Origin of the sequence: Lentzea sp. NBC_00516, assembly GCF_036346835.1 — a bacterium.
GTDB classification, from domain to species: Bacteria; Actinomycetota; Actinomycetes; order Mycobacteriales; family Pseudonocardiaceae; genus Lentzea; species Lentzea sokolovensis.
On record NZ_CP107840.1, the window covers coordinates 1,038,144 to 1,057,962 of the forward strand.

Below are 19,819 nucleotides of genomic sequence, written 5' to 3' on the forward strand. Positions count from 1 at the left end.
GTGACTCTCCCTCCCCACCGCCGCGAGGACCTCAGCCGATCACCCTGCTCAGCCAGTCCATGCGCGTGGCACGGGCGCGCCGCGACAGGGCGGCCTCCGGCGCGAGCTGGTCGAAGCCGTGGCAGCCGCCGGGCCACACGTGCAGCTCGGCGTTCCCACCGGCCTGCCAGATCCGGGACGCGTAGCCGACGGCCTCGTCGCGGAACACGTCCACCGAGCCGACGTCGACGTAGGTCGGTGGCAGCCCGGAGAGGTCGGTGGCGCGCGCGGGAGCGGCGAACGGCGACACGTCCGGACCGCCCCGCGCGTCACCCAGCAACGCCGTCCAGCCGGTGATGTTCGACGAGCGGACCCAGATCGTGCCGTCGAGGAACTGGTGACTGGACGGGGTCTCGCACCTGTCGTCGAGCATCGGGTAGATCAGCAGCTGGCCGCGGACGGCAGGGCCGCCGTGGTCGCGGGCCATGAGCGTCACCGCCGCCGCCAGCCCACCGCCGGCGGACGTGCCCGCGACGACCGGAGAGGTGAAACCGTTGCGCTCCATCCACGTCAGCGTCCGGTAGCAGTCCTGCACGGGCGCCGGATGCGGGTTCTCGGGCGCCAGGCGGTACTCGGGGGAGAACAGCGTGACGCCGAGCTCCGACACCCACTCCGCCAGCACGTGCAGGTCGGAGCGGCGGGTACCCGCGACCATGCCGCCGCCGTGCACGTGCAGGACCGGCGGACCCTCCGCAACCCCGGCGGGGCGCAGCACGAGCACGGGCACGCCGTCCGCGTCCTGTTCGGTGAACGTGACCGAGCCGTCCCGAGTCAGTTCGGCGTCGGTGACGACCCGGTTGGCGGCCCGCCTCGCCGCGATCCCGTCCGCCGTGAGCGGTGGCCGGGAGAGGTCGATCGCCGCCGCGAGCTCCGGATCGATCATCCCTTCACGCCCGTGTGCGCGAGACCCTCGATGAACTGCCGCTGTGCCAGCACGAACACCACCAGGATCGGCACCGCCGTCATCGTCGCGGCGGCCAGCTGGACGTTGAACATCGGACCGCCGTAGATGTCGACGAACTGGGTCAGCGCCTGCGGCAGCGTGAACATGTCCGGTGTGGACAGGTACACGATCGGTTCCAGGTAGAGGTTCCACGAGTGCAGGAACGTGAAGATCGCGACCGCGCCCAGTGCCGGGCGGGAGAGCGGCAGTGCGATCCGGTAGAAGATCCCGGCCCGACCCAGGCCGTCCATGCGGGCGGCCTCCTCCAGTTCCGGCGGCAGCGCGATGAAGAACTGACGCATGATGAAGATCGCCAGCACGCACGGCGCACCGAAGATCGGCACGATGATCAACGGCCAGTGCGTGTTCGTCATCCCGAGCGACTGGAACATCTGGAACAACGGGACGATCGTCACCTCGCTCGGGATCAGCAGGCCGGTCAGCACCACCACGAACAGCGCGTTCTGGCCGGGGAACCGGATGCGCGCGAACGCGTAGCCCGCGAGCGCCGCGACGGCCATCGTGCCGGCCGTGACGATCACCGCGATGTAGAGGCTGTTCCAGTACTGCTGCCCGAACGGCTGCATCCGGAACACCTGGGAGTACGTGGAGAACGTCCACTCCGACGGCAGCAGCGACTCGGAGAAGATCTCGCTGATCGGCTTCATCGACGAGGTGACCATCCACCACGTCGGGAACACGAACGGCACGCACAGGACGGACAACAACCCGTAGAGCGCGACGTTCCGCTTGGAGACGTTACGACTCATGGAGCACCCACTTCCGGCGCATCCGCCACTGCAGCAGCGTCAGAGCGGCGACGATGACGAACAGCAGCACCGAGATCGTCGCGCCGTAGCCGAAGTGGTGGAACTGGAACGCCTGCTGGTACAGGTAGTAGATCAACACGGTCGTGGACGTGCCGGGACCGCCCTGGGTGAGCACCGCGATCTGCGCGAACACCTGCAACGAGCCGACGATCGTGATGATCGACGTGAGCAGGATCGTCGGGCTGATCAACGGGATCGTGATGCTCCGGAACCGCCTCCACGCGCCCGCGCCGTCGATCTTCGCGGCCTCGTACAGCGGTGCCGGAACCCCTTGCAGCGCCGCGAGGAACAGCACCATGTTCAGGCCGACGTTCTTGATCACCTGCACGACGACCACCGACACCATCGCGGTGGTCTCGCCCCGCAGCCAGTTCGGTCCGTCGACGCCGAACACGCTCAGCAGCCCGTTCACGCTGCCGTCCGGCTGCAGCATGAGCTGCCAGACCAGCGTCCACGCCACCAGCGACACCAGCACAGGAGAGAAGAACAGCGTGCGGAACAGCGTGGTGCCGCGCAGTTTCTGGTTGAGCAGCACCGCGAGCAGCAGGGCCAGCGACAGGTTCAGCACCACCAGCCCGGCGGCGAACCAGGCCGTGGAGACGAGCGAGTCACGCAGCTTCTCGTCGGCGAGGAGCCGCTGGTAGTTCTCGCCGCCGATGAACTCGAACGTTCCGCCGAGCACGTTCCACTCGTTGAGGCTGTACCAGGCGACCAGCCCCAACGGGATGAGCACGAACGCGAGGCTGCCGAGCAGAGCAGGCGCGACGAACAGGTAGCCGACCAGGTTGTCGCGCCTGCGATACGTCCAGAACGTCACTGGCGCTCCAGCAACGGCTTGATCTTCGCGCACACGCCGTCGAGCACCTGGCCGATGTTCGCGTCCGGCTTCCACAACGGGTCGAGCGCCGCGCGGATCGTCTGGTTCAGCTCCTCCTGGCCCTGGTGGCTCGGCTTCACCACGCCCTTGCTGATGCCGTCGATCACGACCGACTGCAGCTGCTCCGGCTTGATCAGCGGGTTGCTCTTGGCCAGGGTCTCCGCGTTGAGCAGCGACTGGCGGACCGGCGGGAAGAACTGGGCGAGCTTGGCCGAGTTGGCCGAGTTGGTGAAGAAGCCGAGGAAGTCCGCGGCGGCGTCGGCGTTCTTCGAGCGCTTGAGCACACCGACGCCGGCCTGGCCGATCACCGCGTAGTCACCCTTCGGGCCCTGCGGCAACGGCAGCAGCGTCCAGCCGAACTTGGCCTCCTTCAACGCACCCGCCCGCGAGATCTGGCTGACGGCCATGGCCGCGTCGCCCGCGAAGAAGTCCACCGTCGTGCCAGGGCCGGGGATCGCCTTGTCCGTGAAGATCGCCTTGTGGACGAACGTCATGGCGTCCTTCATCTCCTGGCTGGAGAAGCCGCAGGACCTGCCGTCCTCGCTCCACGCGTTCGCGCCCCAGCCGCGCCAGATCGCCGAGAGCACCGCCCAGTTCTGGTACTTGAAGTCCGGCAGCACCAGGTTCTTGCCCGCCGCGGCCGCGACCGCCTGCTCCCAGGTCTTCGGCAGGTCCTTGACCAGGTCGGTGTTGACGAACAGGCCGAACGGCGAGGTGGAGAACGGGTAGGCGTAGAGCTCGCCGTCCTTCTCCCAGAGCTTGGTGGCCGAGGGCACGAGTTCGTCGGCCTTCTCGACCTTGCCCTTGATCGGTGCGAGCGCGCCGGAGGAGACGAAGTCCGGTGCGGACTCCTCCAGGATCCACGCCAGGTCCGGCGCGTTGCCGCCGGCGATCTGGGTGGTGAGCGTGGTGGTGTAGCCGTCGGCCGGGATCGAGTCGAACTTGATCTCGGTGACGTCCGGGTGCGACGCCTTGTACTCGGACGCGATCTCGTTGAGCAGCTTGAGATGCGCCTCGTTGGCGGTCCACACGGTCATGCGCAGCGACTTGGGACCGGACTGTGCTGAAGAGCCTGAACACGCCGTGAGGGCGAGCAGTGCGGCGACGATCAAGGCTGTGAGGCGGGACATCGTTGTCTCCCTGGGCTTAGTAGCCGGACACGTCCGGCCAGCGGAGCTCGACCCCGTCGCGTTCCAGCCGGTGCTGGAAGTCCGCGAGCAGGCCGGGGGTGTTGCGCACCGCGCGAGGGGTGACTCGGTGCGCCAGGCAGAAGTCCGCGAGCGCGCCCGCGACCTCGCCGATGTTCCACTCGACCGGGTGCAGCCGGTGGGAACCGTTGGTGATGTGGGTGGTGCCGATGTTCTTGCCCGCCGGGAGCAGGTTCTCGACGCGCTGGGGGATGAGCGCGCCGAGCGGGATCTCGAACGGGCAGCTGGCGACGTCGAGGTAGTTGTCGCCGCCGGTCGAGGGGTGCAGGTCGATGCGGTACATGCCGACACCCACGGCGTCGGCGTGCTGCACCGCGCCCTTGTCACCGCGCACGGCGAGCGAGAGGTCCTGCTCGACGATCGTGTACTCGGTCCTCATCCGCCGCGACTCGCGGATGTACGGGGCCTGGGCCAGGCCGTCCGTGCTGCCGGTGACGTCGCCGCGCAGCCGCAGCCCGGGGAAGCCCGTGCCGCCGTCCGCGCGCGGTGCCTCGGTCTGCAGCCAGTACAGGACCGACTTCGACAGTTCCCGTGCCGCCGCGATGTGCTTGTCCACGTCCGGCACGTCGATCACCGGCGACTCGAAGTAGTCGATCATCGGCCAGTTGACCAGGCAGATGTCGCTGTCGTAGGCGCCTTCGACGAAGTTGCGGCGGGCGGCGATGCGCCGGAACGTCCACAGGTTGCTGTCGCCGGCGCTCAGCCGCTGGTCGGACAGGACCGAGAGCGGGTCGTCGTCCGGGTTCGGGGTGAAGGTGCGCTCGGCGATGCTCAGCGTGCGCGGGTCGGGGGAGCGGAACGACAGCATGCGGTCGCCCCAGTAGTCCGGCTGGTATTCGCGCCAGAAGTCGTAGCGCGCCGGCTTGTCGATCGTGTGGTCGCCGTCGACGTGGTCGATCGCGAAGCACACCGACATCGCCTGCATGTTCGCCGGTTGCGCAGTTTCCGGCGCGCTGGGCTCGCCTGTGTCCAGAGTGGACTCGAAGCCCGTCACGTACTCGGTGCCGGACAACGGGAGCAGCTCGCCGGTCTCGGTCGCGTCGAGGACGTACGGCGCGGCGAGTTCGATCTCGGCACCGTTGTGCTCGACGGTGACCGACACGATCCGGTCGCCGTCGGTGCGCGCGGAGATCGGCCTGGCGGGCTGGAGGACCGTGAGCTTGCCGCTGCCCCGGTACGGCGCCAGCATCTCGTCGATCACTGCGACGGCGACGCGGGGCTCGTGGCAGAGCCTGCTCACGTTGCCGGCGCCGGGGTTGAGCTCGCGCCACGCCCGCGCCTGCGGGGTCAGGGGGTAGTGGCGGCGGTAGTAGTCGCGGATGCCGTCACGTAACGCGCGGTATGAAGCGGTGACACCGAAGCGTTCGACCCAGCTGTGCTCGTCCGGAGGCACGGCCTGGCTGGTGAGCTGCCCGCCGAGCCACTCGAACTCCTCGGTCAGCACGACCCGGCGACCGGCGCGCAGCAGCGCGAGCGCGGCGGCGACCCCGCCCAGTCCACCGCCCACGACGACGACATCTGTGTTGTGCGGCAACAGGTTCCTCCTGATCAACCCTGGGCCCTGCACGGGCCCAGGGTGGTGCCTTCGACGAACTCGCAGGCCAGCAGCTCCCGCGGGGTGGTGCCGTGTTCGAGCACCTCGGTCAGCGCCTGCACCGCCCGGCGGCCCATCTCGCGCCGGGGGATGCGGAATCCGGTGAGCTGGACGTCGTCCGGCGCCGGACGGGTCGCGGCACCGAGCATGAGCACGGAGAGGTCACCGGGGACCGACAGGCCGCGCTCGCGGGCGGCGAGCACGAGTGCGGCACCGTCGGAGACCTCCTCGGCGAGCACGGCCGTGATGCCCGCGTCGAGCAACTGGCCGAGTCCGGCGAACTGCACGTGCGTGCCCTCGACGCCGTGTGCCGCAACGGCTTGCTTGAACCCGCGCAGCCTGTCGGCCGACGACTCCGCGCCCGTTCCGGCACCCAGGTATGCGAACCTGCGGTGGCCCAGGGCGACCGCTCGGTCCACAAGATTCCGCACAGCCGCGGGGTAGTCGGCGCCGATGTGCGGCACCGGCCCGCCCGCGTCGTCACGCCGGCCGATCGAGACGAACGGGACGCCCTCCGCCACGAGCTGCGCGAGGTCGTCGCGGTCGATCGAACGACCGAGCAGCACGCAGCCGTCGGCGAGCCGGATCCTGCTGTCGTCGCTGAAGATCCGCCGCTTCCCCTCTGCCGCCTTGGCACTGGTGAACAGCAGCAGATCGCAGCCGGCCACCTCGGCCTGCTCCTCGATGCCTTCGAGGAACGGCTGGTAGAAGTCCGCGCGGGTGCTCGGGAACACCGCCTCGTAGGTGAAGACGCCGAGGATCCGGTTGCGCTGGTCGTGCAGCCGGCGCGCGATGGGGTTCGCGACGTAGCCCGTTCTGCGGATGACCTCCAGAACGCGTGCACGGGTCTCCGGCGCGATGCGGACACCGCCGTCGGTCCGGTTGTTGAGCACCAGCGACACCGTGGCCTGGCTGACGCCTGCCATCCGCGCGATGTCCTGCTGGGTGAGCCGCTTGGCCATGAGCACCTGCCAATTCGAATTGGCAGGGAGTCTGCGTCAGCACCTGTGTCGCCGTCAACCCTGTAATAATTCGAATTAGCATCTTGACGGGCCGCGCCTGGCCGCGCGAGTGTCCTCCGCCAAGGAGGTAGGCCACGTGAACGCATTCAGCCGACGCAGCCTGATCACCGGTGCCACCGCGATCGGATTGCTCGCCACCCTGCCCACGCCGGCGCACGCCTTGCCAGCGCCCCCACCCGTCACCCCGAACCGGCGCTTGTTCGAGCCCGATGAACAGCGGTTCGCGCAGTACCTGATGCTCGTCTCGCCGATGGTCTCCGACATGAACGCCGGCGGCTTCTTCGGCGGTGGCTGGTGGCGCAGCCCCAACGTCTCGTACAACGCCCGCGTCCAGGAGCACGTCTACACGCTGGCGTGGTTCGCGACGCAGTCCCGCTCGTGGAACCCGTACCGCGGCAACAGCTTGGTCCTCGCCGCGCTGGACGCCGGGCTCGGCCACTACCTCGGGCTGCAGCACGCCGACGGGTCGTGGCCGGAGTACTCGGCGGACCAGCACTCGCTCGCGGCGACCGGGTTCGCCATGGGCTACCTGAGCAAGACGAACGCGTTGCTCAAGCGGGCCGGAGCGCTGCCGTCCCGGCAGGCCCAGATCTCCGCCGCGCTGCGCAGGGCCATGACCTGGTTCCTCGACCCGTCGAACGGCACGGTCTGGCAGTCGCCGCTCACCTGGGCCAACCAAACCACCTCCGGGCTCGCGGGGTCGGCGCTCGCGTTGAAGCAGGACCCCGACGCCGTGCTGCGACAGCGGCTCACCGAGGCGTTCCGGCGGCTGACCACTGTCGGTCAGAGCCCCGCCGGGTTCTTCTACGAGGAGTCGGGCGCGGACACCAACTACAACTTCGAGGTCATGCTGCCCGAACTGGCCGACGCGTGGCGGCAGTCCGGCGACCCGAACCTCGTCACCATGGCCGGCAGGTACATCGACTGGCTCGGCTACAACCTGCTCCGCGAACCGGACGGCTCCGGCTGGTTCGCGAACATCGCCACGAACTCGCGCACCTCGTCGAAGTTCTACGCCGACGTGCGGCCCGATCCCGAACGGACCGCGCTCAACGCCCAGTTCGCAGCGGAGGTGCCGAATCTCGCCGCGTTCGTGTCCAGTCGTGAGGACCTGGCCGTCGCACGGGCCGCGTGGGCGGCCTCCTCGGCACCGGTGCCCGCGTTGGTCAAGCCCGACACGTCACCGCGCATCCTCGCGCACGCCATCTACGGCGAGCGCTACCCGAGCCGTGCCGAGCGGACGGCCGCGATCGCACGGTTGCCGTACCACCGCGCGCACTTCACCGAGCGGCGGAGCGATCAGGGGCAGGACTTCCTGTTCGTGCGGCGTCCACGGTGGTATGTCGGCGGCTACTTCGGTGCCCGCCGCGCGACCTCGTTGGCACGCACCGGGTTGACGTTCCTGTGGCACCCGGTGGCGGGCACGCTGGTGCAGTCGATGAACAACAACAACCACGCGTGCTGGGCCACCGTGTTCCCCGGCCAGGTGCCGGACTCGAACGGCCCGCAGCAGGCGGAGTTCCTCGGCGGCGAGCCGTACCGGTTCCGCTACCGCACGCCGTCCGGTTCGGTGGTGACCGAGGTGACGGTGGGCGATCGGGTCGTGCGGTCGGTACGCGCCCAGTCCGCGGCGACCGAACAGATCCCTTTGGTGGTAAGGGATTCCGACACCGTGGCGCTCGACTCACGCGGCCTCACGCTCACCCGCGGGCGGACCGTGATCCGGTTCGACTGGGCGCGGTCACTGGATCCGCGGCTGCGGCCGGCGTCCACGATCACCTATCCCGGCCGTCGCATGGAGATCCTCACCGTGCCGCACGACGGCACGTTCACCCTCACGATCACGGCGCGTTAGTCCACTGAGGACGGAATGGTTCACCCTTATGTCGCAGTGGTAGCAGGCATGTTCGCGCAGCTCACGGGGTATTCGGTGATCCCAAACCCGCTGGCTCCGCAATCCATGCGAAGGAGTGGTCGCGATGGCACACGTACGTCATCTGGTCGACGTCCACACCGGAGACGAGTTCGATCAACCCGTCCCGTTCGGTCTGGTGTATCCGATCTGCACCGCGGACGGTTCGGCACCGCCGAGCCAGCGCGGCCGCACGTGGGAACACCTGATCGCCTGCGATCGCGAGCTGCGCCAGGTTGTGTGAAGTCCGTGTGAAGTGAGCCCGCACCGGGTACTGCCAGGTGCGGGTGGCCCGGTCGGGCGCCCGTGCGAAGGGAGTTCGACATGGACTTCGGACAAGGGCTGACCGACGCCTGGCGCGCCGTGGCCACGTTCGTGCCCAAGCTCGCGGCGTTCCTGTTGATCCTGCTGATCGGCTGGTTCGTCGCGAAAGCGGTGGCGAAGCTCGTCGACAAGGTGCTCGAACGCGTCGGGTTCGACCGGCTCGTGGAGCGCGGCGGCATCAGCCGGATGCTCGCGAACAGCAAGTACGACGCCTCTGACCTGCTCGCCAAACTGGTCTACTACGCGTTGTTGCTGATCACACTGCAGTTCGCGTTCGGCGTCTGGGGCCCGAACCCCGTCTCCGAGCTGCTGACCGGCATCGTGTCGTGGCTGCCGAAGGCCGCGGTCGCGATCATCATCGTCGTCGTGGCGGGCGCGGTCGCCAACGCGGTCAAGGACTTCATCGGCGGCGCGTTGGGCGGCCTGTCCTACGGCCGCGTTCTCGCGAACATCGCGTCGATCTTCATCTGGGCGCTGGGCATCATCGCCGCGCTGAACCAGATCGGCGTCGCCACCACGGTCACCACACCGGTCCTGATCGCGGTGCTCGCCACGGTCGGCGGCATCCTCGTCGTCGGTGTGGGCGGTGGTCTGGTGAGGCCGATGCAGCAGCGGTGGGAAGGCTGGCTGGGGCGCGCGGAGCAGGAGCTGCCGCAGGCCCAGGCTCAGGCGGAGGCGTACCAGCGCGGGCGTGAGGACGCCGTGCGCACCGGCACCTCCGCACCGGCCGAGCCCGTCACCGCGCCGGTGCCGGCCGCCGTGCGACCGGAGGAGCCGGTGCTCGGTGAGCGGAGGCCGGAAGACCGCTGAACGAGGAACAACGACGAGGCGCACCGCCTGGGTGCGCCTCGTTTCTCATGTGAGCTTCGGAAGTGCGGACACGCTGTCGGTCAACGGCTTCGCGTCGTGCACGTGCGCGAGCTGACACACGGCCATCAGGCGGACGCCGAGCCACGACGTGGGTGTCCAATCCGACTCGAGCGCGTTGTCGAGCAGACCTCGCCCGTACGCGGCGAGGAGCACGACCGCACCCACCGTGCCTACGCCTTCGACACCGAGCAGGAGGATGTCGCGCACCGCGGCGCCGTGCTGGTCGACCTCGGCGGCGAGAGCGGGGGTGAGGGCGAGCGTCGCCCACCCGGCCGCACCGATCCGGTCGGAGAGTTCGGAGATCCACTGTCGCGCGTTCTTCTCGCGCCAGGTCACACGCATCCCGACACCGTAGCCGCGCCCGGTGAAGCGACGGTTTGACGGCGCTCGAACCGGGTATACGGGCGCGTGCGCGTCAAGCAGTCGGCGCGGAGTATCCGGCTGTGAAGGCAGGCGATGACCATGACCACCGAACTCGACGAACCGTCGTCGCGGCAGCAGTGCGCGACCGCTCTGGAGAAGCTGGACAACGCGGTCTGCACCGCGTTGGCGGGCATTGACGAAGACGAGGCCCGCAGAGGACTCAAGGAGGCACTGGCAGCGTGCTCGGCCGCGCACACCACCGTGTCGCCGCAGCTCATGGGGTATGTCGAAGCCGCGAGCGAGCACCTGCGCTACGGCGAGCGGATGGAAGCCCGGACTCTGCTGACCGTCGCTCACCGCCTGCTCAGCCGTGCCTCTCGCACAACGGCCGTACCGGCTCCCTCGACTCCTGGTGATGTCGTCCTCCATCGGTGATTGGACCCGTGACGCCCTGGGTATCTCGAACGTACGTTCGAGTGGAAGGGGATCGCGGTGAACCGCACGCCGGAGAAAGACCCGCAGGACTGGACGACCGGTGACGAGCCGATGACCGGTCCACAGGAGTCGTACCTGCACACCCTCGCTCAGGAAGCGGACGAGGAGGTGCCGGCCGAACTCACCAAGGTGGAGGCGTCGCAGCTCATCGACCGGCTCCAGGAGAAGACCGGCCGGGGAAGTTGATCGTGTTGGACGCCGCGCCCGCGGGTAACCGGAGGACGTGGACATCAAGCACGAAGTGACCCGGACCGAGTCTTCCCTGCTGGCGAGCTACCCGGACTACCTCGACGCCCAGCGGCTCGTGGACCGGATGTCCGACGACGGGTTCCCGGTGGAGAGCGTGCGGATCATCGGTGACGGTGTCCGGACGGTCGAGCAGGTGACCGGGCGCATGACGCGAGGCCGCGCCGCGGTGACGGGCGCGGCCAGCGGTGCCTGGTTCGGTGTGTTCATCGGCCTGCTCTTCGGCCTGTTCACCGCCGGTCAGACCTGGGCCTGGTTCGTGTTCATCAGCCTCGTGGTCGGTGCCTTCTGGGGCGCGGTCTTCGGGTTCGTGGCGCACTGGACCACCCGCGGGCGCCGTGACTTCGCGAGCGTCATGACGCTGCAGGCGCGGCGGTACGAGGTGCACGTCGACAAGGAGCAGGCCGCGCGGGCGGCGAAGTACGTGCTCTGAGCCGATGCAGACCTTCCTGCCGTACCCGGACTTCGCCGAGTCGGCCCACGTGCTGGACCGGAGCAGGCTCGGCAAGCAACGCGTCGAGACGATCCAGGTCCAGCGCGGGCTGGTGGTGCCCGGCTACGGCTGGCGCCACCACCCGGCGGTGAAGATGTGGGCCGGCCACGAGGAAGCGCTCGTGCGGTACGGCCTGGAGGTCTGTGCCGCGTGGCGTGAGCTGGGGTTCCCCGACACGCGCGAAGAGATGATGCGGTCGGACCTGGCGCACGCCAGGAACGTCGTGGTGGTGCGCACCCAGCAGCAACTGGCCGAGGCCGGCGACCTGCCGGGCTGGCTGGGCGACGAGGACTTCCACCGCAGCCACCGGTCGGCCCTGGTGCGCAAGTTTCCCGCGCACTACCGCCGGTACTTTCCCGACGTGCCGGACGACCTGCCCTACGTCTGGCCGCCGATGCTCACCCGCACCGTGAACCCGTCGTCGTCCCGGCACATCGACACGTAGTCGCACGTGCGGTGCAGGATCCACAGCCCGAGCCCGGCGGACAGGGTCTCGGCGGTCGGCATCAGGCCTGCCAGCGGGTTGGACGGGCCGGCGCCCCGATCGGTCACCGTCACCACCACGCGCGAGTCGTCCGACCACAACCGGAACCGGACCGGCGCGACGCCGTGCGTCAGGCCGTTCGTGACGATCTCGCTGGCCGCGTAGACCACGTCGTGCGCGTCATCCTCGGTCAGGCCCATCTCGCCGATCGCCGTCCCCACCGCCTCGCGCACGCAGCGGGCGGTCGGGTCGACGAGCTCGACCAGCGGGACGCGCTGTTCCAGCACGTCCGGGACCTGCGCCGATGCCGCGAGACCCTCGCGGTAGCCGGGGTTCGGCTCGTGCGTGCCGGGCGCGGTGGAGATGTTGGGGTGGGTGCGGACCACGTCGGCCAGCACCTCGGCGGGCGTCGTCCTGGTGTCGTACGGGCACAGGCCCCACACCGGGAACTCGGCGTAGGCCAGGTTCACGGCGGCCTCGTAACGGGCCCACCAGTCCCACGGCGCGCCCATGCCGGGATGCGGCACGTCGCCGACCACGCGCATCTGCTGTGAGCCGGAAGCCGTGTGCTCGGCGAACAGCTGCCGGTAGCTGGCTATGGCCTCGGACGGCCGGGCGTACTGGTCCGCACCCGGCGTGTACGTCACCAAGGCGCCGCGGCCGAGTGCTCCGAGCAGCAGCGCGGTGTTCTGCTCGTTGCACGCCACCACCGACGGCTCACCGGCGCGCAGGCCGTTCTCGAGGAACGGCACGGCGTGCGCGAGGAAGTCGTCGTCTGAGCCGTAGAAGGCGGTCTCGTGGAAGAAACCGGTCACGATAACTGATGCTACGCGCGCCGACGGCCGTGAACTGCGATACCGTTCTAGTTGGGTTGAGCAGCCAGCCCCTGTGACGGTCGTTCGTGCCGTCCCTACTGGAGGTTGCCGCGTGCTCCCCAACGGTCAAGTGCCCTTCCGCTCCACCCGCGAGAGAGTGGGCGACACCGTTCTCGTACGCGTCGCCGGCGAAATCGACGTCTCGACCGCCCACAACCTGGCCGACTGTCTCGGCGAGGCCGTGCGTACGGTCACCCCACCCGCGTCCGTCGTGCTGGACCTCAGCGGCGTGCGTTTCCTCGGCGCCCAGGGCATCGGCCTGCTGCTCGACCACCAGGATCTCTGCCTGCGCCGCGGCAGCGCGCTCGTGATCGTCGCGAACACCGCCGCGGTGCTGCGGCCGTTGCAGGCGCTGGAACTGATGAGCGTGCTGGGCGTGCGGTCCAGCGTGCTGGAGGCCATGGCGCCGGCCTAGGCGCGCTCGGACTCGCTGCGCAGCACGCAGAACTCGTTGCCCTCGGGATCGGCCAGGATCGCCCAGCCGGTCCCGTCGGGGTTGCGGTGATCGCCGACGAACGTCGCGCCGAGGCCCAGCAGCCGTTCGACCTCCTCGTCTCGCGAGGTGTCGGGGCGCAGGCACAGGTGCAGGCGGTTCTTGACGGTCTTGGGCTCGGGCACCTCGTTGAAGAAGAGCACCGGGCCCTCGGCCAGCAGCACCTCGGTCTCCCGGTCGCCCGGCTTGTCGTCGGGGTGCATCGGGCGACCGGTGACCTTGCTCCAGAACAGCGCCAGTTCGTAGGCGTTCGCGCAGTCGATCGCCACGTTCTGCAACACAGATGTCATGCGCGCCAGCCTATTGCCGCGGCTGGAGCATCGGCGGCATCAGCCGGTAGCTCGCACGCTCTCGCGTTCGCGATCCGCCTGGCGGCGACCAGGCCGCCTGCCGAGCGCGTGCTCCCGCGGGTTTGCCCGGCGAACCGGCTGCGGTGAGTTGCAGTCCACTGCCTGTCCACAGAGCAGTTGACAGTCGTCTAGAGCCGGTCACGTGTTTGGGTCAACAGGTGTGCCGCAGCGTCAGCGAGGGGTTGGAAAACCGGCTTGGTAACGGTCGTGAACAGGTTTGTCAGGTCGACGCCGGCCTTCTCCGGTGAGCCGGTGTCGAAGGGAGGTTGCGGGTCGTACTCCATCCCCAGTTGGACGAATTCGGCGATGTCGCGGCCCAGAAGCTCCGCCACCACTGTCAGTCCGAAGTCGATTCCTGCTGTGATGCCGCCGCCGGTGATCCTGTTGCGGTCCATGCAGACACGCTCGGTGGACACCTCGACGCCGAGGCCTGCCAGGACGTCCCGCGTCGCCCAGTGCGTTGCGGCGCGGTAGCCGTCCAGCAGTCCCGCTGCCGCGAGGACGAGCGCGCCGCTGCACACCGACGTGACATACCGCGCCGTTGTGGCGCGAGCACGCAAGAAGTCACACAGCTGGGTGCTCGACATGGCGTCGCCGACTCCGCCGCCAGGCACGCAGATGATGTCGAGGTGCTGAGGACTCTGATCGATCGTGACATCAGGCGTGAGACGGATGCTGGTGTCCGTGCTGATCGGTGTGAGGGTCTCGGCGATGAGTTGGACGTGCATGCCCGCGAGCGTGAACGCCGTGTGCGGACCGATGACGTCGAGCAGCGTGACGCCGTCGAACACGAGGATGCCGACGGTCACCGCCGGCAGGGCGGGCTTGTCAGGAATCAACACGGATCGTTGCTCTGTCATGGATCTCCCCAACTGAGAGCAGGTGAGCGTCGCGTGCCGGGCCCGGCAACGGACCTGCGCGGCGATGCGGCTGACCACGAGAGTGATCCAGCTGGTCGATCTTCGTGGCGTTGCCCACCCGTCGGCTATGGGCAGGGTTGCCGCTTTGCGACAGTTTCCTGCCACCGCGACCGAAGAATCGCGTCCTTGTCGGCTGTGCGGTAGCGGGGCGGTCGCCACGCTCGGCCGTGGCAACAATGGCGCGGAAGTCGGCATTTCAGCATCTGGTGGTCGTTCCGTCGCGTGAGCAGAGTTGCTGTCATGATCCGGATCCCGACACTGCTGTCCGAACCACTCGCAACGGAAACCCTTGACTTTCTGCGATCCGCGGTCACCGAGCCGGTGGCCAACCACTGCATCCGCTCGTACGTCTACGCGGAGCTTCTCGTCGACCAGTTGCACATGCGAAGCCATGAGGACTATCACCCACTCGAAGTGTTCTACGCGGTGGCACTGCACGCCGCCATCGTCGGGCAGGCGAAAGCCAACCCCGCCAAGGCCCCGCTCGCCTCACTGGCCCTCTATCTCCTGACGACCGAGAACATGGGCCACGACCGGAACATGGCGGCCCGATGGGGAGACTGAGAACGCCGCGAACCCAGGAGAAGGCGCATCTGCCGGTCGTAGTCCATGGCACAGCACTTCGTCGCATTGCGGTAGTTTCCGGTCATGGCCGGTCACCGCGTCACATTGCTTGCCCTCGAAGGAGTTCTGGCATTCGAGTTCGGCATGCCGCTCACAATCTTCGGGTCTCTGGACGACCTGTACGAGCTGTCGGTGGTGACACCGACACAAGCCGGTGTCACCACCGACGCCGGCTTGCGCCTGTCGGGGGCGGGCACGCTGACGGACCTGAGGTACGCGGACACGGTGATCGTGCCCGCGTACGCCTTCGAAGAGGGCCTGTCGCCGCATGTGGCCGACGCACTCCGGAGCTGCCTGCAACGATCGAAGCGCGTGGTGTCGCTCTGCGTGGGCGCCTTCGCTCTTGCCCAGTCAGGACTGCTCGGACAGCGGCGAGCGACAACGCACTGGATCCACGCTGAGCGTCTCGCACGAGAGCACCCCGACGTCATCGTCGATCGCGACGTGCTGTTCGTCGATGAGGAGACCGTGCTCACCTCCGCCGGCACGTCCGCCGGCATCGACCTCTGCCTGCACCTGGTTCGCAAGGACTACGGTGCGGCAGTCGCCAATCAGGCCGCGCGTAACGCGGTGGCCGCTCCACACCGCGACGGCGGCCAAGCACAGTTCATCAAGCGCCATCTTCCGGTGGCACAGGGGGGCACCACCGCCGCGACCCGTGCCTGGGCGCTCGAGCGGCTCGCCGAACCGCTGGTTCTCCGGCAACTGGCGGCGCACGCGCACCTGTCCCAACGCACGTTCATCCGCCATTTCGTCGCTGAGACCGGGATGCCGCCGATGAAATGGATGGCCGTCGCGCGCATCGATCACGCGAAGCAGCTCCTGGAACAGACCGATGCCTCGATCGATGAGATCGCCCGCGACAGCGGTCTTGGTACCGCGGCCAACTTCCGAGCTCGTTTCTCGCAGAACTGCGGGCTTTCCCCTTCGGCTTACCGAAGGGCGTACTGCCGTGAGGACAGTTCTCCGGCCGCATAGCGGTCAACGCCGCTGGGCGGCAAGAAAGAATCGCAGAACGGCAATCGTGCCTCTCGTCCGTGGCGATCACGAAAGCCACGATTTCCGCATGGAACGCACACCCGCACCCGGTCTGACCGATCCGGCACTGCTGTCATCACCCCTGCGCAAGCTCGTGGCCGAGCGAGTTCTGTCCAGCGAGGAGACCTCGGTCGCGCATCACAGTCTGCGCACCTACTTGTTCGCCACCAAACTGGCCGAGCACCGCGGTCTCCGGCGAGATGTCGACTACGACGACGACGCGCTGTTCTTCGCCACCGTGCTGCACGACCTCGGACTGTCGGACGAGGGCGACGCTCGTCCGGATCGCTTCGAGATCGCGGGCGCCGATCTCGCTGTCGAGTTCCTGCGCGAGCACGGGGTGCAGCCGGAAACCACCGACATCGTCTGGGACGCGATCGCGCTCCACACCGTGCCGGGGATCGCGCAGCGCAAAGGAATTGTCTGTGAACTCACCTTCGCCGGCAGCGCCCTCGACTTCGGACAGGATTCCGACTTCATGTCCGACGAGGAAGCCGTGGTCATCAACGATGCGTTCCCTCGGCTCGACGTCACCAGTGTCATGCCCGCCGTCGTCGTCGGGCAGGTCGAGCGCAATCGCGCCAAAGCTCCGCATCTCTCGGCCGCCGACATCTTCTACCGCTCCGTTCACGGCCTGGAACTCGACTTCATCACACGGTGGGGCGCGTCCTGATCCCGTAGCGCCCGACGTCTCGGCGTCGGGCAGCGGCTTCTACGTCTGAAGCCGGCGATACCAGAACCTCACTCCTGCAGGGAGAGGGCCTGGCCAGGGCACACGTGCGCCGCTTCGCGTGCCTTCGCGACCAGCTCGCCCTCCGGTGTCTCGTTCAGCACGATGACGGTTGCGTCGTCGTCGCTCTGATCGAACAGCGCGGGCTCGGTGAGCACGCACTGTCCGGCACCGACGCACTTGCTCGTGTCCGCGATGATCTGCACGGGCCCTCTCCTCCTGAGATGGGGGTGGCGGTCGGGCCTCTACCAGGTCACCGGGAGCTGGTAGAGGCCGTAGATGTTCGCGTCGTCCTTGAACGGCAGCTCGTCGACGTCCGACGCGAGCTCCAGGCCGGGGATGCGGCGGAACAGCGTGTCGAACACGATCTGCAGCTCCATCCGGGCCAGGTTCTGGCCCAGGCACTGGTGCGGCCCGAACCCGAACGCGACGTGGTGGCGTGCGCCGCGTTCGATGTCGAGCTCGTCCGGGTTCTCGAACGCCCGCGGGTCCCGGTTGGCCGAGTAACCGAGCGCCAGCACTCCTTCGCCCGCGCGGATCAGCTGCCCGCCGACCTCGATGTCCTCGACGCACAGCCGGGCCGTCGCCACGTCGACGATCGTGAAGTACCGCAGCATCTCCTCGACCGCGTTGAGCGTCTTGGTGGGGTCGGCCTTGATCATCGCGAGTTGCTCGGGGTTGCGCAGGAACGCCACGGTCGACAGCGAGATCATGTTCGCTGTCGTCTCGTGGCCGGCCACGAGCAGCAGGAAGCCCATGCCGGCCAGTGCCGTCCGCCGGTAGGTGCCGTCCGCGCGCAGCTTGACGATCTGCCGCCCGAGCAGGTCGTCCGGCGGGTTCTCCTCCTTCTGCGCGATGAGGTCGATCATGTAGTCCTGGACGGCTTTCGCGGACGCCCACCGTTCCTCGGGCGGTGTCGACTGCTTGATCACCTTCACCGTGTGCTCTTGGAAGAACTCGTGGTTGGCGTAGGGCACGCCCAGCATCTCGCAGATCACCAGCGACGGGACCGGCAGCGACAGCGACTCCACCAGGTCACCGGGCCGCGGCCCGGCCAGCAGCAGGTCGATCTGCCCGTCGACGATCTCCTGGATCCGCGGCCGCAGCGCCTCCAGCCGGCGCACCGTGAACTCGCCGAGCACGGCTCTGCGCGCCGGCCCGTGCTCGGGCGCGTCCATCGCGAGCAACATGCGCTCTTCGTCCGGCCGCCGGGACGCCGCCTCGCCCTGGACCAGCGCCGGGAAGTCCGGATGCTGCCGGTCGGCGCTGAACCGCCGGTCGTTCAGCACGGTGCGCACGTCTTCGTGGCGGCTGATCACCCAGGCCCACCCGCCGTCGGGCAGGCGAACCCGCGAGACCGGCTCCTCTTCGCGGATCTCCTCGTACGCGGGCGGCGGCGCGAACGGGCACGTGCGGGCCATGGGGAACTCGTGCTTCTCGGTGGTGGTCATGACTGTCCTTTCACGACGTCGAGGGCGAAGTGCGGTTCGGCTGCTTCCAGTCGCGGTACCGAGATGCCCAGCCGTCGTGCTTCGGCCAGGGTGTCCCGGCAGACCTCACGCGGCTCCTCGGCGTCGGGGTCGGAGTGCGCCGCGAGGCTCAAGCGCGCGATCGGGACATGAGCGGTCAGCCAGGCGAGCGCGGTGGCTGTCAGCCAGGTGGGTGCCCGGAACAGCAGCACACCTCCCCGGTGACGTCTCAGGTCGATGCCGCGCGCCTGGAGGAGCGGCAGCAGTTCCCTGGCGGCCAGCAGCCCTTCGCGCAGGTCGCCCCTCGACCCGACCAGTTCGGACAGGGAACCCAGCCGCAGACCCTGGGAGAACAGGCCGGCATCCGACACGAAGTGGACCCACAGCCAGCCGCGGAAGTCAGGCCGCTCCTTGAGCCGGAGCCCGGCCTCGCCGAACGCCTGGCGCACGGCCCGTTCCCGGTCGGTCGGGGGCCGGCCGAAGGTGCCGAAGAACACCGACGGCAGCAGCGCCCCGCGGAGCACGCCGTCCGCGTCGAAACCGCCACCGGCCTGGGGAAAACCCCAGGCGACCTGGTCGGCGGGGAGGTCGCCGATCGCGGCCGGGGGCTCGGTCCAGAGGTTGCCGAAGACCAGCACCGTGGCCTGGCCGACGCGCGGGGACAGGAAGGCCGTCGCCTCCGGGAGGCGGTGGTGCGGCAGGCTGAGCACGATCAGGTCGAAGTCGTGGTCCGGCTCCAGCGTCTCGCGCAGGCGCACCGGCCACGTCTCGACGACGCGCTGTCCCCACACCCGGCGCCGCGCATCGAGCAGGTCGAGGTCCACCGCGTCCCCGTACGTCGCCGCGCGGCCCGGCCGGACGTAGAACTCGACGTCATGTCCCGCTTGTTGCAGGGCCCAGCCGTAGATGGTGGCGATCACACCTCGGCCGAACATCAGGATCTTCACGCTGCACCTCGTGGGATACGATCGATCTGGAGGAGATCTCCACTTTCGAAAATATGGAGGTCATCTCCATTTGTCAACGCGAGGTGGCGCATGACCGCAGACAAGCCGCTCCGGGCCGACGCCCAGCGCAAGCGCGACGCCCTGCTCGCCACGGCCAGGGAGGTCTTCGACGCCGGTGGCTTCTTCGACCTGCGCTTCGATGACTTCGCCCGTCTGGCCGGGGTGGGCACGGGCACGCTGTACCGCCATTTCCCCACCAGGGAGGCGCTGGCCGAGGCCGTCTACCACGGAGAGATCGCCGCGCTGTGCGACCGTGTCCGCCAGTTGCGGGACGAGCTGCCCGCGTCGGAGGCTTTGGCGACGTTCCTGCGCGGCATGGTCGAGCACATAGCTGCCCACGAGGGCCTGGCCCGGACGCTGTCCACGCTCATGACCACCCGCGCGGCCGCCCTCGCCGAGGGCAGCCGCGCGCTGGAGCAGGCCGTCACCGACCTGGTTGCCGCCGCCGTGCGCGACGGCACCGTGCGCGACGACGTGGGTGCCGGTGCCGTGATGATGGCGTTGCACGGCATCTCCGCGGGCCATGACCGCCCTGGCTGGCGGGCCGAGGCCGACGATGTCATCACCCTCCTGCTGGACGGGCTGCGCCGCCCGCTGTGACCGGCCTCGGCAC

General features: G+C 68.7%; 25 protein-coding genes. 12 read left to right on the plus strand and 13 right to left on the minus strand.

What is annotated here, in order from left to right:
• Positions 1 to 31: 31 nt before the first annotated feature.
• Genes OG205_RS04465 through OG205_RS04490 form a run of 6 tightly spaced genes read right to left on the minus strand, consistent with a single transcriptional unit; the run spans position 32 to position 6,453 of the window.
• Positions 32 to 922 carry an alpha/beta hydrolase gene (locus OG205_RS04465; protein WP_330274955.1) on the minus strand — a complete coding sequence of 297 codons (891 nt, stop codon included), beginning with the start codon at positions 920 to 922 and terminating at the stop codon, positions 32 to 34.
• On the minus strand, positions 919 to 1,752 hold the full coding sequence (locus OG205_RS04470) for a carbohydrate ABC transporter permease (RefSeq protein WP_330274956.1): 834 nt from the start codon (positions 1,750 to 1,752) through the stop codon (positions 919 to 921). The genes OG205_RS04465 and OG205_RS04470 overlap by 4 nt, the downstream gene beginning before the upstream one ends.
• Positions 1,742 to 2,629, minus strand: a complete 888-nt coding sequence (locus tag OG205_RS04475) for a carbohydrate ABC transporter permease (protein ID WP_330274957.1) — start codon at positions 2,627 to 2,629, stop codon at positions 1,742 to 1,744. The genes OG205_RS04470 and OG205_RS04475 overlap by 11 nt, the downstream gene beginning before the upstream one ends.
• On the minus strand, positions 2,626 to 3,819 hold the full coding sequence (locus tag OG205_RS04480; RefSeq protein WP_330274958.1) for an ABC transporter substrate-binding protein: 1,194 nt from the start codon (positions 3,817 to 3,819) through the stop codon (positions 2,626 to 2,628). Before OG205_RS04480 ends, OG205_RS04475 begins: the two co-directional genes overlap by 4 nt.
• Before the next feature lie 16 nt (positions 3,820 to 3,835).
• Entirely contained in the window at positions 3,836 to 5,431 is a 1,596-nt protein-coding gene (locus OG205_RS04485; RefSeq protein ID WP_330274959.1) for an FAD-dependent oxidoreductase, read from the minus strand.
• Between the two features lie 14 nt (positions 5,432 to 5,445).
• Positions 5,446 to 6,453 (minus strand): LacI family DNA-binding transcriptional regulator, encoded by a 1,008-nt coding sequence (locus tag OG205_RS04490; protein ID WP_330274960.1) that lies wholly within the window; start codon positions 6,451 to 6,453, stop codon positions 5,446 to 5,448.
• A 136-nt stretch (positions 6,454 to 6,589) separates the two neighbouring features.
• Between OG205_RS04490 and OG205_RS04495 the strand changes: the two genes are divergently transcribed.
• The 3 genes from OG205_RS04495 to OG205_RS04505 all read left to right on the plus strand — a co-directional run bounded on the left by OG205_RS04495 (position 6,590) and on the right by OG205_RS04505 (position 9,559).
• Positions 6,590 to 8,368: a hypothetical protein gene (locus tag OG205_RS04495; RefSeq protein ID WP_330274961.1), complete on the plus strand. Its 1,779-nt coding sequence runs from the start codon at positions 6,590 to 6,592 to the stop codon at positions 8,366 to 8,368.
• A 124-nt stretch (positions 8,369 to 8,492) separates the two neighbouring features.
• Positions 8,493 to 8,669 (plus strand): hypothetical protein, encoded by a 177-nt coding sequence (locus OG205_RS04500; protein ID WP_177320336.1) that lies wholly within the window; start codon positions 8,493 to 8,495, stop codon positions 8,667 to 8,669.
• A gap of 80 nt (positions 8,670 to 8,749) precedes the next feature.
• Positions 8,750 to 9,559 carry a mechanosensitive ion channel family protein gene (locus OG205_RS04505; protein ID WP_330274962.1) on the plus strand — a complete coding sequence of 270 codons (810 nt, stop codon included), beginning with the start codon at positions 8,750 to 8,752 and terminating at the stop codon, positions 9,557 to 9,559.
• 45 nt (positions 9,560 to 9,604) lie between these two features.
• On the opposite strand, the gene OG205_RS04510 is transcribed toward OG205_RS04505, so the two are convergent.
• Positions 9,605 to 9,961, minus strand: a complete 357-nt coding sequence (locus OG205_RS04510) for a DUF6401 family natural product biosynthesis protein (RefSeq protein ID WP_330274963.1) — start codon at positions 9,959 to 9,961, stop codon at positions 9,605 to 9,607.
• A 120-nt stretch (positions 9,962 to 10,081) separates the two neighbouring features.
• Here OG205_RS04510 and OG205_RS04515 point away from each other — a divergent pair, with 120 nt between their 5' ends.
• From OG205_RS04515 to OG205_RS04530, 4 genes are read left to right on the plus strand one after another with little or no spacing between them, the layout of a single operon-like run.
• Positions 10,082 to 10,417 carry a hypothetical protein gene (locus OG205_RS04515; protein ID WP_330274964.1) on the plus strand — a complete coding sequence of 112 codons (336 nt, stop codon included), beginning with the start codon at positions 10,082 to 10,084 and terminating at the stop codon, positions 10,415 to 10,417.
• A gap of 57 nt (positions 10,418 to 10,474) precedes the next feature.
• On the plus strand, positions 10,475 to 10,663 hold the full coding sequence (locus OG205_RS04520; protein ID WP_330274965.1) for a DUF3072 domain-containing protein: 189 nt from the start codon (positions 10,475 to 10,477) through the stop codon (positions 10,661 to 10,663).
• Between the two features lie 37 nt (positions 10,664 to 10,700).
• Complete coding sequence (locus OG205_RS04525; RefSeq protein ID WP_330274966.1) at positions 10,701 to 11,156, plus strand: general stress protein; 456 nt, start codon at positions 10,701 to 10,703, stop codon at positions 11,154 to 11,156.
• 4 nt (positions 11,157 to 11,160) lie between these two features.
• Positions 11,161 to 11,661, plus strand: coding sequence for an MSMEG_6728 family protein (locus OG205_RS04530; protein ID WP_330274967.1), 501 nt, complete (start codon positions 11,161 to 11,163; stop codon positions 11,659 to 11,661).
• On the opposite strand, the gene OG205_RS04535 is transcribed toward OG205_RS04530, so the two are convergent.
• The gene (locus OG205_RS04535; RefSeq protein WP_330274968.1) at positions 11,595 to 12,515 is read right to left on the minus strand and encodes a sensor histidine kinase; all 921 of its coding nucleotides are present in this window, start codon (positions 12,513 to 12,515) and stop codon (positions 11,595 to 11,597) included. The genes OG205_RS04530 and OG205_RS04535 overlap by 67 nt on opposite strands.
• A 157-nt stretch (positions 12,516 to 12,672) precedes the next feature.
• Between OG205_RS04535 and OG205_RS04540 the strand changes: the two genes are divergently transcribed.
• Positions 12,673 to 12,990, plus strand: a complete 318-nt coding sequence (locus OG205_RS04540; RefSeq protein ID WP_330274969.1) for an STAS domain-containing protein — start codon at positions 12,673 to 12,675, stop codon at positions 12,988 to 12,990.
• On the opposite strand, the gene OG205_RS04545 is transcribed toward OG205_RS04540, so the two are convergent.
• Together OG205_RS04545 and OG205_RS04550 are read right to left on the minus strand one after the other, a co-directional pair.
• Complete coding sequence (locus tag OG205_RS04545) at positions 12,987 to 13,358, minus strand: VOC family protein (protein WP_330274970.1); 372 nt, start codon at positions 13,356 to 13,358, stop codon at positions 12,987 to 12,989. The two genes, OG205_RS04540 and OG205_RS04545, sit on opposite strands and share 4 nt — an antisense overlap.
• A 188-nt stretch (positions 13,359 to 13,546) precedes the next feature.
• On the minus strand, positions 13,547 to 14,533 hold the full coding sequence (locus OG205_RS04550) for a DJ-1/PfpI family protein (RefSeq protein ID WP_330274971.1): 987 nt from the start codon (positions 14,531 to 14,533) through the stop codon (positions 13,547 to 13,549).
• 45 nt (positions 14,534 to 14,578) lie between these two features.
• On the opposite strand from OG205_RS04550, the gene OG205_RS04555 reads away from it, so the two are divergent.
• From OG205_RS04555 to OG205_RS04565, 3 genes are all read left to right on the plus strand, one after another.
• Complete coding sequence (locus OG205_RS04555; RefSeq protein ID WP_330274972.1) at positions 14,579 to 14,902, plus strand: hypothetical protein; 324 nt, start codon at positions 14,579 to 14,581, stop codon at positions 14,900 to 14,902.
• An 84-nt stretch (positions 14,903 to 14,986) separates the two neighbouring features.
• Positions 14,987 to 15,940 carry a GlxA family transcriptional regulator gene (locus OG205_RS04560; protein ID WP_330274973.1) on the plus strand — a complete coding sequence of 318 codons (954 nt, stop codon included), beginning with the start codon at positions 14,987 to 14,989 and terminating at the stop codon, positions 15,938 to 15,940.
• The gene (locus OG205_RS04565) at positions 15,915 to 16,673 is read left to right on the plus strand and encodes an HD domain-containing protein (RefSeq protein WP_330274974.1); all 759 of its coding nucleotides are present in this window, start codon (positions 15,915 to 15,917) and stop codon (positions 16,671 to 16,673) included. The genes OG205_RS04560 and OG205_RS04565 overlap by 26 nt, the downstream gene beginning before the upstream one ends.
• A gap of 68 nt (positions 16,674 to 16,741) precedes the next feature.
• On the opposite strand, the gene OG205_RS04570 is transcribed toward OG205_RS04565, so the two are convergent.
• From OG205_RS04570 to OG205_RS04580, 3 genes are read right to left on the minus strand one after another with little or no spacing between them, the layout of a single operon-like run.
• Positions 16,742 to 16,936, minus strand: a complete 195-nt coding sequence (locus OG205_RS04570) for a ferredoxin (RefSeq protein ID WP_330274975.1) — start codon at positions 16,934 to 16,936, stop codon at positions 16,742 to 16,744.
• 39 nt (positions 16,937 to 16,975) lie between these two features.
• Positions 16,976 to 18,181 (minus strand): cytochrome P450, encoded by a 1,206-nt coding sequence (locus tag OG205_RS04575; protein ID WP_330274976.1) that lies wholly within the window; start codon positions 18,179 to 18,181, stop codon positions 16,976 to 16,978.
• A complete protein-coding gene (locus OG205_RS04580) occupies positions 18,178 to 19,146 on the minus strand; it encodes a ketopantoate reductase family protein (protein WP_330274977.1) in 969 nt (322 codons plus the stop codon). The genes OG205_RS04575 and OG205_RS04580 overlap by 4 nt, the downstream gene beginning before the upstream one ends.
• A gap of 90 nt (positions 19,147 to 19,236) precedes the next feature.
• Here OG205_RS04580 and OG205_RS04585 point away from each other — a divergent pair, with 90 nt between their 5' ends.
• Positions 19,237 to 19,806 (plus strand): TetR/AcrR family transcriptional regulator, encoded by a 570-nt coding sequence (locus tag OG205_RS04585; protein ID WP_330274978.1) that lies wholly within the window; start codon positions 19,237 to 19,239, stop codon positions 19,804 to 19,806.
• Positions 19,807 to 19,819 lie beyond the last annotated feature (13 nt).